Origin of the sequence: Paucisalibacillus algeriensis (assembly GCF_000577245.1) — a bacterium.
Taxonomy (GTDB): domain Bacteria; phylum Bacillota; class Bacilli; order Bacillales; family Amphibacillaceae; genus Ornithinibacillus.
Window position 1 is genome coordinate 288,629 of sequence record NZ_CBYO010000014.1, and the last position, 13,834, is coordinate 302,462.

A 13,834-nucleotide genomic window follows, 5' to 3' on the forward strand; every position below is an offset into this window, starting at 1 on the left:
CTACCTACATGAAATCGTACGGGGAAATATCCTCTTCTTCCTCAACTTGATTTTCGTGAGGAGCGGATAAGTCTTCTAGTCTTCCAACTAATTGTTCTTTAAGTGATGTATATCGTTTATTGGTATCAAGTGTTTTTATCCCACGAAAAAATGCTTGTTTCTCGCCACAAATAATCAAAGATTGTTTTCCTCTAGTAATCGCTGTATATAAAAGATTTTTTCTTAACATGCGATGATAGGTTGATACTACTGGTAAAATCACAATAGGAAACTCGCTTCCCTGAGATTTATGGATCGAAATACAGTAGGCATGCATTAAATTAATATAATCCTTACGTTCATAAACCACTTCACGGTCATCAAATAAAACCACTAATTGCTCGACATTTTCTGTATTTTCATTTTCCCTAAATATGGCAACAACTTCACCGATATCCCCGTTAAACACCTGATCTTCGGGTTGATTTACCAGCTGGATTACTTTATCCCCAATACGAAAAACGACATCGTTTGCTTTAACTTCTCTTTTCCCCTTTGTCTTGGGATTAATTAATTCTTGTAGAGATTTATTAATTAGCGTTATACCTGCCTGTGATTTATACATTGGTGCTAAGACCTGAATATCCCTAGTATCCATACCTTTTTTCATTGCTTTCTCAAAAACTTGGGTGATAACATCTACAATATGGTGTTCACGACAAGTTATAAAACTAAAATCTTTATCGTTCTCTAATAACGACATGGAACAATTATCATTTTTAATACCATGGGCTAATTGTATTATTTTAGAACCTTCTTTTTGTCTATAAACCTCATGTAAACTAACCTTTGGTATCGTTTCATTTTCTAGTAAATCGGAGAGCACCTGCCCAGGTCCAACAGATGGAAGCTGATCCTCATCTCCCACCAGTAGAACCTGCATATCTGTAGGTATTGCCTTAAACAAATTGTTTGCAAGCCAAATATCAACCATGGAAAATTCATCAATAATTAAATATTTTCCATCTAACTGTTCATGTTCATCCTTTTCAAATCCCTCACTACCATTCCATCCTAATAAACGATGAATCGTTACTGCCGGTATACCTGTGGACTCTGTTAACCGTTTGGCAGCTCTTCCTGTCGGTGCAGCCAAGACAAACGGGAAATCTTTTTTATGCTGGTAGGATGTTGGGTCAATAGATACTTGATGAATAGCAGCATAAGCTTTTATAATACCTTTGATAACGGTAGTTTTACCGGTCCCCGGACCACCAGTTAATATCATTAATTTTGACTTTAATGCTTGTTCGATGGCAGAAAATTGTTCTTTTCCATAGCTAAGCACTTCTTCCTCTTCAATTTGTCCAATGATTTTCATGAGGTCTGCTAGAGTTGTTTCATCTTCCACCTGATGCGTAATAATTCGTTTTATGCTTGATGCAAATCCATCCTCTGCATAGTACAGTGACGGAAGATATACATTACCTTGGAAAAGTATAATTTTCTTCTCTTTATTTAATTCTTCTAAGACATTGGTTAGTTGCTCCTCTGTTAATGGTTTTTCCGGATTTTGTAGTAGATTTAAAACTTCATCCAGACACATGCCTAACGGAAGAAACACATGTCCTTCGAGCACACTCTTTTGCAATATATAAATACATCCAGCCCCAATTCGGTTAGGACTGGATAAGGATATACCGTTTTTTCTAGCAATCTCATCTGCTGTTCTAAATCCAAATCCCTCAATATCGAAAACTAACCGATACGGGTCTTCTGCTAACATATCAATCGTCTCATCTTTATACTTTTCATAAACTTTTTGAGCCATTTTTAACCCAATATTATATTTAGATAGATTAACAACAATATGTTCAAAGCCCTGATTTTCCTGAAGCGTATTGGAAATTGTAATTGCAGCATCTTTCTTTAACCCTGGTATTGAATGAAGCACTTCAGGGTTATTAAGAATCTTAGAAACAGCAGATTCCCCCAGAGAATCGACTACTCTCATTGCTGTTTTCTTACCAATTCCGTGAAACAAATCACTAGATAAGTAGGCAACTAATCCATCCTTGGTGTCAGGAATGAAGCTTTGGTAAGTAGTCACATTATATTGCTGGCCATATTTAGGATGTCTTTCAAGCTGTCCAAAAAATTGATAGACGGTTCCTTCTAGCAATTGTGAGAAATACCCTTTTACGACAATTTCTTTTTCGTCGTATTTTAAATTGGTATCTAGTACTTTTACTTTTGCAATCGAAAAATGTTCTACATCATTTTGGAAAATAGTATAGAGGAGCTCGCCTTTAATATATTCTTCTACTTGTTCCATATGACTATTTTCCATAAAAGATACCTCACTTAAAAAAACGATTAAATTAGGGCTTCTTCCGCCACTCGTTTTCCATTAGCTGCTAACACATGACTGGGATCAAATTCTAATGCCTGTTTGAAACAGTCCAATGCTTTAGTAACATTCTCTTCATATAATGCGATAACACCTAAATTATATAATGCATCGCTATGTTCTTTATTCAAATTGAGAACTGTCTCAAACACTTCCTTCGCTTCAGACAGTAATTCACTTTGTGCTAATGCAAGTCCATACTGAAAGGTTACTTCTACATCTTTTGGCGAAAGCTCTTTAGCACGAAGCAAATAAGGTATTGCTAATCTAAATTGTTGTTGATTTTGGTGAGCCATTCCCAGCATAAAATAAACATCAGCTTCTTCTAAACCATTCTTAATAGCCTCCAAGAAGTTTTGTTGCGCTTTAGAGAAGTCCTCTTTCTCAAAATAGACATTTCCTAAACCGTAATAAGCCGTAGCTGCTTTATTATCTAAGGTGATTGCTCTTTCAAAAAAGCTAACGGCATGTTCATGATCTCCTAGATGCAATAGTAAGTTACCGAAATTCACAAAACCAACTGGATCATTTGGGTTTTCTTCAATATATTCGTTAAATAATTGAGCCGCTTCTTCGTACTTATTCTCTTTCATTAAATTAACAGCTTCTGAAATTTTATTCATCTTCTAACTCCTTTAGGTGGAAGGCTTTAGCCTACATAGTCTAGGACCTGATTTTGTCTGATTACTTTATCAATCGTACCTCCACCTAGACATACTTCCCCATTATAAAATACAACTGCTTGGCCTGGAGTAATTGCTCGTTGTCTTTCATCAAAAATTACTCGAACATTACCATTTTCTAATCGTTGAACTGTTACAGCACTATCCTCTTGACGGTAACGGAATTTAGCTGTACATGAAAATGTTTGTGAGACATCATCTGGATTAATCCAATTTAAATCTGTAGCAGTAAGTTCATCTGAATAGAGACTTTCATTACCGAAACCTTGTTCGACATATAAAATATTTTCTTTTAGATTCTTACCAACAACAAACCAAGGATCACCAGAACCTCCTATTCCAAGGCCTTGGCGTTGACCAATTGTATAATACATTAGTCCATCATGCTTGCCTTTAACTTCTCCTTCAAGGGTCTGCATTTCTCCTGGTTGTGCAGGCAAATATTCACTTAGGAACTCTTTAAAATTTCTTTCTCCGATAAAGCAAATACCAGTACTATCCTTTTTAGTTGCAGTAGCAAGCCCATGAGCACTCGCAATTTCACGAACCTTGGATTTTGGTAGTGCCCCAAGTGGGAACATAACTTTTTCTAAAATATCACTCGTTAATTGATTTAAGAAATAAGTTTGATCTTTATTAGAGTCTACACCACGTAACATTTTAAATTTACCATTACTTTCACGAACTTGTGCATAGTGGCCTGTAGCCAAATAATCTGCACCTAAATCAAGAGCATAGTCTAAAAATGCTTTGAATTTAATTTCCTTGTTACACATAACATCAGGATTTGGTGTACGTCCTGCTTTGTATTCATCAAGGAAATAGGTAAATACTTTATCCCAATATTGCTTTTCAAAATTCACGGAGTAGTACGGTATATCTAACTGATTACATACTCGAACAACATCATCAAAGTCTTCTGTTGCGGTACAAACTCCAAACTCATCCGTGTCATCCCAGTTTTTCATAAAAATACCAACTACATCATATCCTTGTTCTTTCAGTAATAATGCTGCTACAGATGAATCTACTCCACCACTCATCCCAACAACGACACGTATATCCTTATTTTCCTTCATCATTGTCACCTACTTTACTAATCGCTTAATTATTTTTGCTACACGATGTGCGGCTTCTAACACATTATCATTCGTATTAGCAGCTCCGAAGCTAAAGCGAATGGAATTTGTTGTACATGGATTATTTGCACCATATATCGCGGATAAGACATGTGATGGCTCAACAGCCCCCGCCGTACATGCACTTCCACTAGATGCAGCTACACCTGATAAATCAAAATTAGCTAATAATTTTTCCACATTCGTACCTGGAAAACTAATATTCACTAGAGAGGGAATCGTATTATTAACGTCCCCATTTATATCAAAAGAGATTTCTTCTTCTTTTAGTACTTGTAAGAATAGTTGTTTAAATTCCTCGTATTTTTGGTTACGACTCCCTCTCTCCTCACGCATCACTTCAACTGCAGTCTTAAATCCAATGACACCAACTACATTTTCTGTACCTGGGCGGCGTTTACGTTCCTGCTCACCACCGAATTGTAATGCGTTTAGCTTGATCCCTTCCTTAGCATATAAAAATCCAATCCCTTTTGGGCCATTAATTTTATGGGCTGAAACAGATAATAAATCAACGTTTAGTTCTTCCACATTGATTTCTAAAGTTCCATATGCTTGAACGGCATCTGTATGAAAATGTGCTTGGTGTTCTTTAAGGATGTCACCAATCTCTGCAACTGGTTGAATTATTCCTGTTTCATTATTGACATACATAACGGATACTAAAATTGTTTCATCTTTTAATGCATCTTTTAAATCTCCAACAGAAATTTTTCCATCCTTATGGACTGGAAGGTACGTAACCTCAAAGCCTTCCTTTTCTAGGTATTCGGCAGTATGAAGTGTAGCATGGTGTTCAATATTTGTTGTAATAATATGATTTCCTTTATGCTTATTCGCAAGGGCAGTGCCTATTAATGCAAGATTATCTGCTTCTGTTCCACCACTGGTAAAAATGATTTCTTTTTCGTTCGCATGAATGCTACTTGCTAGTACCCTTCTAGCCTCATCTAATAATTGTCTTGCCTTTCTACCAAAGGCATGTACACTTGATGGATTTCCAAATACCTCTTCATATATAGGAACCATAGCTTCTATAACCCTTTTATCCATTGGGGTAGTTGCGGCATGGTCTAAATAGATATGTTCCATGTTGAGTTCGTCCTTTCTAATCTCGGGCTTATATATAAAACATATAGCCATCCATTGGATCATCTTTTTCATGATTGATTAAATCTTCTAAAGTTGTTGTATCCAAAACTTCTTTAACTGCCTTGGTTACACGTTTCCAAAGGGCTTGCTTTGCAGGTTCTTCATCTTCAATTCCCTCCACTAAGGCAATTGGTCCTTCTAACACCCGAATTATGTCACCTGCACTAATTTCTTTTGGTTCTCTTGGTAAGATATATCCACCATAAGCACCGCGAACACTCTTTACTAGTCCAGCATTTCTTAAAGGTGCTGCTAGTTGTTCTAAATAATGCTCCGATAAGTTATTATCTCTGGCAATTGTTTTTAACGGAATTGGACCTTCACCATAATTTCGTGCCAATTCAATCATTATAGTTAGCCCATAACGGCCTTTAGTAGAAATTTTCATAATAATACTCCTCTTGTCCGTACGTAAAACTAACGTGTTTTTTCTATATTAACTATACCATTATTACTGCTAACTTTAAAATACATGGTATTATAGCATGAAGTTAGTCTTCTTGCATTTTTTTCGAATCAGGCTTAGGCTAAGAATACCAAACTATTATTTTATTCAAAGGTTGATGAAAATGAAACTAAAACCACTTGCCTATCGGATGAGACCAACCCATATCAATGAAATCATCGGACAAGGTCACTTGGTGGGCGAAGGAAAAATACTAAATCGAATGGTACAGGCCGAAAGTTTAGCATCCATGATTTTGTATGGTCCTCCTGGCACCGGAAAAACTTCTTTGGCAACCGCACTCGCAAAAAGCCTGAAATTACAAGTTCGTTTATTAAATGCAGTTGTTGATAAGAAAAAAGACATGGAGATTGTTGTAGAAGAGGCCAAAATGTCTGGCAACTTGGTTTTGATACTTGATGAAGTTCACCGTCTTGATAAGGCAAAACAGGATTTTCTACTACCACACTTAGAAAGCAATTTGATTACGTTAATTGGTTGTACCACTAGTAATCCATACCATGCGATTAATCCCGCCATCAGAAGTCGTTGTCATATCTTTGAATTACATGCACTCGATCCAAGCGATGTTAAGGAAGCAATAATGAGGGCACTTACTGATGAAAAAATTGGGTTTGGTGAACTAAACATACATATTACCGATGAAGCTTTAGACCATTTTGCTGGAAGTTCAGGCGGTGATATGCGTTCGGCATTAAATGGTCTCGAGTTAGCTGTAGCATCTACACCAAAGAATAACAATAATGAAATTTTTATAGATTTAGTAGTTGCGGAAGAGTGTATGCAACGAAAAAGTTTTTCCCATGATAAAAATGGTGATGCCCATTATGATGTCATTTCTGCTTTTCAAAAGTCAATTCGCGGTAGCGATGTTGATGCAGCTCTCCATTATTTAGGCAGATTAATTGAAGCTGGCGACCTTGATTCCATTGCTAGAAGAATGATTGTTGTTGCTTATGAAGATATTGGTCTTGCCAATCCACAAGCAGGACCACGTGCAATAGCAGCGGTTCAAGCTGCCGAAAGACTAGGCTTTCCAGAAGCAAGAATTCCGCTAGCTGTAGCTATCATAGAGTTGTGTTTGTCTCCTAAATCAAATACGGCATACTCAGCATTAGACGCTGCTTTATCCGATATTCGTAGTGGTAAAAGTGGTGATATTCCGAATCATCTTAAGGATTCCCACTATCAAGGTGCTAAGTTGCTAGGTAGAGGTGTAGAGTACAAGTACCCCCATGATTATCCGGGTGGTTGGGTTTATCAACAGTATCTACCAGATACTATAAAATATAAACAATATTACCATCCTAAGAATACTGGAAAGTTTGAACAAGCAATGAAACAAGTATATGAAAAAATAGTCAAAGAGAAAAAGAATCATAAATAAAGAGGAATAATACAAGGCATCCATTTTTGGATGTCTTTTTTTGGACCCGAGTGAAGTTAAGAAATAAGGTAAATGACAAAATTTTATCCCGGCATAACGTATAAAAAGTATTCCTCCGGTTAAAACTATTGAAAACGAAACACTGACCTGGAAGTCACTTCTAAAACTGTCTATCTAATGAACTGACTTTTTACCATCACAATTTACTAGTTAAAATCTATTGTTTTGATCAGGTAGTTACCAGAAAAAGGAGATGAACCATACATGACAAAAGTAAGACAAGATGCTTGGTCACATGAAGATGACCTGTTACTAGCTGAAACAGTGCTGCGTCATATTAGAGAAGGAAGTACTCAATTAAATGCTTTTGAAGAAGTTGGCGATAAATTAAATCGTACTTCTGCTGCATGTGGATTTAGGTGGAATGCTGAAATCCGAAAAAAATATATTAATGCAATAGATCTTGCAAAAAGGCAACGTAAAGAAAAGAAGCGTGCCATTGAAAAGGCTAAGAAAAATACGCGGCCATCCGTTGTAACCTTTCAGCCAAACTATGCATCCGTTTTAGATGAGGATGCGGACAAACCAGCTGAAGTTACACAAGTACAGCCTACGACTATTACATTAGAAACAGTTATTCAGTTCTTAAATCAACTTAAAAGAGACTATTATGCTTCTAATCAATCAAAAGCTTCATTGGATCAAGCACAAAAAGAGAATATTATGTTAAAAGAACAGATTGCTAAACTTGAAAAGAGACTATCCGAAACAGAACAAGAGCTTGTCACCATACAGGAAGATTACAAGGTATTTGTTCAAATTATGGATCGTGCTAGAAAAATGACGGTTCTTGAAGATCAAGGTTCATTTAAAGCACCAGCATTTCGCATGGATAAGAATGGTAATCTAGAACAAATTGCACAAGGTTCCAATTAATATGAAGATGTCTAGGAATTTTCCTAAGACATCTTTTTAATATGGCTGTTTTCGAAGTGTTTGTTGCTACTATCAATTATGCAATTAACAACAATCTTTTAGGAAACTGCCTTTTATATTAAATAAAAAATAGCCAGAATCTATTAATAATAGATTCTGACCTTTATTTATTCTATGTATTTCATCAATCCCAATTATGCCGTCTATAGTAAGTTTTGATCCCCGCTCCTAGCAGGTGGGTGCCTTGTTTCGAATATTATACGTCCTCATAAAAAGGCATGTATGCCACTCGAAAACAATCAGGCTCCCTCAGTCAAACTGTTCGGTCAAAACGTATTTTATAGACTAACATATCAGGATTGACTTATTTATGATACATTCTATTTGTAAAATTATCTTAACATATGAACCCGAGTCCATTCAATATCTCTTTATATGAAGATTTAATTACAAATGTTACAGGTTACAAACATATCTTTATTTTAGTCATATTTTTTGCTTTAACTGAATAGACAATTCCGTTAGCTGTGCTTCACTAACATCACTTGGAGCATCTGTTAAAAGATCTGATGCGGATGCCGTTTTCGGAAATAGAATCGTATCACGTAAATTACTTCTACCTGTCAGTAGCATAACAATACGGTCTAATCCAAGTGCTATTCCCCCATGTGGTGGAGCACCATATTCCAATGCTTCTAATAAGAAACCGAATTGTTCTTCTGCTTCTTCTTCTGTAAAGCCAAGTACTTTAAACATTTCATTCTGTACTTCTCGCTTAAATATACGAATAGATCCTCCACCTAATTCATAGCCATTTAATACAAGGTCATAGGCGTTTGCTCGAACACTTCCAGGATCTGTGGATAACTTTTCAAAATCTTCCTCAAATGGCATGGTAAATGGATGATGTGCTGCAAAATAGCGACCAAGTTCTTCATCATACTCTAATAGTGGCCAATCTGTAACCCATAAGAAGTTAAATTTACTTTCATCGATTAATCCAATCTCTTTACCAAGTTTTAATCGTAAAGCACCAAGGCTGTCATATACAACAGACGTTTTATCTGCCACAAATAACAATAAATCCCCATTTTCAGCATTCGCACGTCCGTATAGACCTTGCTTCTCCTCTTCAGAAATGAATTTAGCAATTGGTCCTTTTAATTCGTCCTCTTCCACTTTAAGCCACGCTAAACCTTTTGCTCCATAAACCTTCACAAATTCTGTTAGTTTATCAATATCTTTACGGGAGTAATTAGCCGCCTCTCCTTTAACATTTAAGAGTGCAACCTTACCTCCGCTCTCAATTGCACCTTGGAATACTTTGAAGGTCGAGTTTTCAAGTACATCAGAAACATGTATTAATTCTAACTCAAAACGAGTATCTGGTTTATCTGAACCGTAACGGTCCATTGCTTCTTGATATGGCATGCGTTGTAATGGAAGCTCAATATCAACATTATTTACTTCTTTCATAACCTTCTGCATCATACGTTCGGTCATAGACATAATTTCTTCACTAGTCAAAAAAGAAGTTTCGATATCAATTTGTGTAAATTCTGGTTGACGGTCTGCGCGCAAGTCCTCGTCACGGAAGCATCGTGCAATTTGATAATACTTTTCGAATCCACTCATCATAATTAACTGTTTAAATAATTGAGGGGACTGCGGTAAGGCATAAAATTCACCTGGATGAACTCGACTTGGAACTAAATAGTCACGAGCCCCCTCTGGTGTACTTTTCGTTAAAATTGGTGTTTCCATTTCTAAGAACCCATCGTCATTTAAGAAGTTTCGCACTACTTGTGAAATTTGATGACGCTTTTTAAAGGTTTCTTGTAGTGGAGCTCTTCGTAAATCAATATATCGATATTTCAAACGTAAATCTTCCGAGACATCTGTATCATCTTGTATTAGGAATGGAGGATTTTTGGATTTGTTTAATACCATTACCTCATTGGCAATAACTTCAATGGTGCCAGTTTCCATCAATGGATTAATCGTATTCTCATCACGCAAGACAACTTGTCCCTTTACTTCAATAACATATTCACTTCTGACATTTTCAGCCACTGCTAGTGCTTCTTCGTACTTCGGATTAAAAACTACTTGAACAATTCCAGATTTATCACGAAGATCGATGAAAATTAATCCACCTAAATCACGTCGCTTTTGCACCCAACCTTTTAATAGAATTTCCTTTTCAACATCTGATTCCCGAATAGTTCCGGCAAGTACTCTTTCACTCATTCTATTTTCCTCCTAATAGCTTTTCCTTCATAGTATTTATCAATTGATCTAGAGGAACTTCAACCTGTTCGCCTGTTGCCATTTCCTTAACATTAATTACTTGCTTTTGTAATTCATCTTCTCCAAGTACTAAGACAAATTTTGTCTTATAGCGATCAGCTGCTTTAAACTGTGCTTTTACCTTTTTACCCTGGTAATCCTGATCTACTTGAATATTATGTTGGCGAAGTTCGTGAACTAATTGCACTGCTTTCTCTTTAGTACCTTCACCTAAAGTGACGATGAAACAATCAAGCTCATCTTCTAATGGAATATCAACATTTTCTGCTTCTAAGGCCATTAGTAAACGCTCAATTCCCATTCCAAAACCAATCCCTGGGGTAGTAGGGCCACCAAGTTGCTCAACAAGACCATTATATCTACCACCACCACAAAGAGTGGTAATGGCACCAAATCCCTTTGCCTCACTCATAATCTCAAATGCAGTATGGTTATAGTAATCAAGACCCCGAACTAGGTTTGAATCTACTTCATATTCAATTCCCATTAAGTCTAGATAGCGTTTAACTTGTTCAAAGTACTCTTTTGATTCCCCATTTAAATAATCCAAAATGGATGGTGCAGTCTTCATAGAAGGATGATCACGGTCTACTTTACAATCAAGTACTCTCATTGGATTTTGTTCTAAACGTGATTGACAATCCTTACATAATTCCTCTTTATGTGGTGTAAAGTGTTTTATCAAAGCATCTCTGTGATTCGTTCTACTTTCTACATCGCCTAGTGTATTAATAACTAGTTTTAAAGAGGACAGTCCTAGCGTTTTATAAACGGTCATTGCTAAATCAATTACTTCTGCATCAACAGCAGGGTCAGCACTACCTAGCACCTCAACTCCAAATTGATTTAACTGACGCATCCTACCTTGCTGAGGTCGCTCATATCGAAACATTTGAGCAAAGTAGTATAATTTCACGGGTTGATTTGGTTCCCCAAATAATTTATTTTGAACAAATGCTCTCGTTACAGAAGCTGTGCCTTCAGGACGTAGTGTTAAACTTCTTCCTCCACGATCTTCAAACGTATACATTTCCTTTTGAACAATGTCCGTAGTGTCCCCTACTCCACGTGCAAAAACCTCTGTATGTTCAAATAATGGTGTGCGAATTTCCTCGTAATGATAGTTATCACAAATTCCTTTTATTATACTTTCCACGTACTGCCATTTCTTAGCATCCTTTGGTAGAATGTCGGCAGTTCCTCTTGGCGCCTTAATTTCCATTGATATAATCCTCCTTCAAACTATGTAAAAAAACATAAAAAACTCCCGTCCCTTATAAAAAGGGACGAGAGTTACCCGCGTTGCCACCCTAGTTGATGCAATTGATGCATCCACCTTTCACAGTTAACGCCTGCAAAACGTCTATATTTACTAGTTAATTCGTTCAATATAGATCCTAAGGAATGTCTTTCACTAAATTGTAATGCAAAATGCTTGCAGCCTAAGGCATTTTGTCTCTGTACATACAGAATCTAGTTACTCTTTCCCTCACTGGATTATTGTATATTTCGTTCCTAATACTTGAATGATTATTATCATAATGTTTCAGATGTAGAATGTCAAGTACGATTAATTTTTTTCTTCAATGCTTTTACTTCACCTAATGAAATACCAAGTTCTTGTGCAATTTCCATATGTCCTGATGAGTCTTGCATTTCAACAAAACGATGTAAATTAACGCCAAAAATATCCCGGTTATTCTGAGAACTCCAATGCTTTTCGTTCATTCGCAAGATTTCCGCCTCCTCTTTTCATAAGACTAGCTTTGCCTATTTGTGTAATATTTATTAGAATATAAAAGAAAGAGTTGTTCATAAAATAGGAGGAAGTTATTTGCGAAAAAGAAATATAGTAGTCATATTAATTTGTCTGGTACTTGTTAGCTGGAATTTTCCTGTAACCGCTAGTACAAAGGAAGTCATTATAAATGAAGATAATTTGAATCTTAGAAGCGGTCCTGGCACTACCTATGGTAATTTAGGACAAGTACATAAGGATGAAGTTTATACCGTTATTAAAGAACAAGCGGGTTGGGTTGAGATCCTGTTAGATGGATATACCGCATGGGTATCCACCGATTATGTTTCGATTCAAGGAGAATTTACTGACCCATTTACATCCGGTGCAACTGGTATTGAAGATACAGCTAATAGTGAGGATATAGCGGACTCAACTGATACAGAAGAACATGCCGTACAAAAATCTATTAATGTGGTATATAACCAGACACAAGTCCGTAATGGTCCCTCTACTGAATACGAAATTATATACTTAGCCAGTAAAGGCGAGAAACTTCAGGTTATTGAGGAATCAGATAGTTGGTTGAAGGTAAAGCTAGAGGATTCTGAAGGGTATGTTTTCAAAGAATTAATTGAAAAAACTACAGGAAAATTAACGGAAGGATTAAGTGGAAAAACAATTGTAATTGACCCCGGCCACGGCGGTGATGATTCAGGTGCATTAAGTGTTAATGAGGTTTATGAAAGAGACTTGACGTATAAAACTGCAGATATATTAGCACAAGAACTTTCTATCCTTGGCGCAGAAGTTATCATGACCCGAGATGAAGAAACATTTGTTTCGTTAGCAAGTAGAGCCACGTTAGCTAACACTGTTAACGCAGACGCTTTTATAAGTTTACACTATAACAGTGTACCTAACTTACCGAATGTAACAGGTATCAGCACGTATTACTATCAGGAACAATTTGAACCTTTAGCAAATTACATTCAACAAGAAATTATTAAAGAATCAGAGGATCGTGACCGTGGAGTAGACTTTGGTGATTTCCAGGTAATTCGCCAAAATTTAATGCCCTCAGTCCTAATCGAACTAGGATTTATATCAAATCCCGAAATTGAACAGCTATTACTTACGAATGTTTATCAAGAAAAATTAGTTACAGGTATTGTCAACGGTTTACAGCGGTACTTCGCTATTCAATAGATAAAACTAAAAGGGTGGTTTTACCTTCCCATAATCTAAGTAGTGCATCGCTCTTGCGGTGCACTTCCTTTTAGTATCACTCTCTTTTTCCCTTCTAATATATTAATCCCTACTTTCTTTATTATTAATAGGCTTGATTTCCTTTACCATTGATAGCATACAGTACCATCAGATCAATCAAATTTATTATTAAAAATGCAATTCCATAAAATATAACTCCTAAACCTTGACTAACTCCATCTATTTCTGTTAAAAACCACCATAGACTTCCTAATCCGAGAATGATAGCATTCAAGATGACCACAAAAATAAATGTTAGCCAGAATTTATTCGTTTTTTTCATCCAAACATAGGCCAATAAAACTGATGCTATCATACAAATCAGTATTAACCCTAAAAATAATACCAACTTCAATTTTTTAATC

12 protein-coding genes, 1 other RNA gene and 1 other annotated feature are annotated in these 13,834 nt (G+C 36.3%); of the genes, 3 read left to right on the top strand and 10 right to left on the bottom strand.

Annotated elements, in window-relative coordinates:
* Positions 1–4: 4 nt before the first annotated feature.
* Genes recD2 through cymR form a run of 5 tightly spaced genes read right to left on the bottom strand, consistent with a single transcriptional unit; the run spans position 5 to position 5,751 of the window.
* Positions 5–2,329, bottom strand: a complete 2,325-nt coding sequence (recD2, locus tag TY11_RS11075; protein WP_042146099.1) for an SF1B family DNA helicase RecD2 — start codon at positions 2,327–2,329, stop codon at positions 5–7.
* A 26-nt stretch (positions 2,330–2,355) separates the two neighbouring features.
* Positions 2,356–3,012: a tetratricopeptide repeat protein gene (locus TY11_RS11080; RefSeq protein ID WP_042146101.1), complete on the bottom strand. Its 657-nt coding sequence runs from the start codon at positions 3,010–3,012 to the stop codon at positions 2,356–2,358.
* Positions 3,013–3,038: 26 nt separating this feature from the next.
* Positions 3,039–4,151 (bottom strand): tRNA 2-thiouridine(34) synthase MnmA, encoded by a 1,113-nt coding sequence (mnmA, locus tag TY11_RS11085; protein ID WP_042146103.1) that lies wholly within the window; start codon positions 4,149–4,151, stop codon positions 3,039–3,041.
* Positions 4,152–4,160: 9 nt separating this feature from the next.
* On the bottom strand, positions 4,161–5,303 hold the full coding sequence (locus tag TY11_RS11090; RefSeq protein ID WP_042146105.1) for a cysteine desulfurase family protein: 1,143 nt from the start codon (positions 5,301–5,303) through the stop codon (positions 4,161–4,163).
* A 28-nt stretch (positions 5,304–5,331) separates the two neighbouring features.
* Positions 5,332–5,751 carry a cysteine metabolism transcriptional regulator CymR gene (gene cymR / locus TY11_RS11095; protein ID WP_042146107.1) on the bottom strand — a complete coding sequence of 140 codons (420 nt, stop codon included), beginning with the start codon at positions 5,749–5,751 and terminating at the stop codon, positions 5,332–5,334.
* 181 nt (positions 5,752–5,932) lie between these two features.
* On the opposite strand from cymR, the gene TY11_RS11100 reads away from it, so the two are divergent.
* Complete coding sequence (locus TY11_RS11100; protein WP_042146109.1) at positions 5,933–7,216, top strand: replication-associated recombination protein A; 1,284 nt, start codon at positions 5,933–5,935, stop codon at positions 7,214–7,216.
* A 264-nt stretch (positions 7,217–7,480) separates the two neighbouring features.
* Positions 7,481–8,152 carry an RsfA family transcriptional regulator gene (locus TY11_RS11105; RefSeq protein WP_042146110.1) on the top strand — a complete coding sequence of 224 codons (672 nt, stop codon included), beginning with the start codon at positions 7,481–7,483 and terminating at the stop codon, positions 8,150–8,152.
* A 183-nt stretch (positions 8,153–8,335) separates the two neighbouring features.
* On the opposite strand, the gene ssrS is transcribed toward TY11_RS11105, so the two are convergent.
* From ssrS to TY11_RS20660, 4 genes are all read right to left on the bottom strand, one after another.
* A non-coding RNA gene (gene ssrS, locus TY11_RS20140) (6S RNA) lies at positions 8,336–8,515 on the bottom strand.
* A gap of 123 nt (positions 8,516–8,638) precedes the next feature.
* The gene (gene aspS / locus TY11_RS11110; RefSeq protein WP_042146111.1) at positions 8,639–10,402 is read right to left on the bottom strand and encodes an aspartate--tRNA ligase; all 1,764 of its coding nucleotides are present in this window, start codon (positions 10,400–10,402) and stop codon (positions 8,639–8,641) included.
* Position 10,403: 1 nt separating this feature from the next.
* Positions 10,404–11,684: a histidine--tRNA ligase gene (gene hisS, locus TY11_RS11115; RefSeq protein WP_042146112.1), complete on the bottom strand. Its 1,281-nt coding sequence runs from the start codon at positions 11,682–11,684 to the stop codon at positions 10,404–10,406.
* Between the two features lie 57 nt (positions 11,685–11,741).
* Positions 11,742–11,964: a binding site (T-box leader), on the bottom strand.
* Positions 11,965–12,022: 58 nt separating this feature from the next.
* Positions 12,023–12,196: a hypothetical protein gene (locus TY11_RS20660; RefSeq protein WP_197025083.1), complete on the bottom strand. Its 174-nt coding sequence runs from the start codon at positions 12,194–12,196 to the stop codon at positions 12,023–12,025.
* A 100-nt stretch (positions 12,197–12,296) separates the two neighbouring features.
* Between TY11_RS20660 and TY11_RS11120 the strand changes: the two genes are divergently transcribed.
* The gene (locus TY11_RS11120) at positions 12,297–13,409 is read left to right on the top strand and encodes an N-acetylmuramoyl-L-alanine amidase family protein (RefSeq protein ID WP_042146113.1); all 1,113 of its coding nucleotides are present in this window, start codon (positions 12,297–12,299) and stop codon (positions 13,407–13,409) included.
* Between the two features lie 124 nt (positions 13,410–13,533).
* Here the strand turns inward: TY11_RS11120 and TY11_RS11125 are convergent, their stop codons facing one another.
* Positions 13,534–13,824 carry a hypothetical protein gene (locus tag TY11_RS11125; protein ID WP_042146114.1) on the bottom strand — a complete coding sequence of 97 codons (291 nt, stop codon included), beginning with the start codon at positions 13,822–13,824 and terminating at the stop codon, positions 13,534–13,536.
* Between the last annotated feature and the right edge of the window lie 10 nt (positions 13,825–13,834).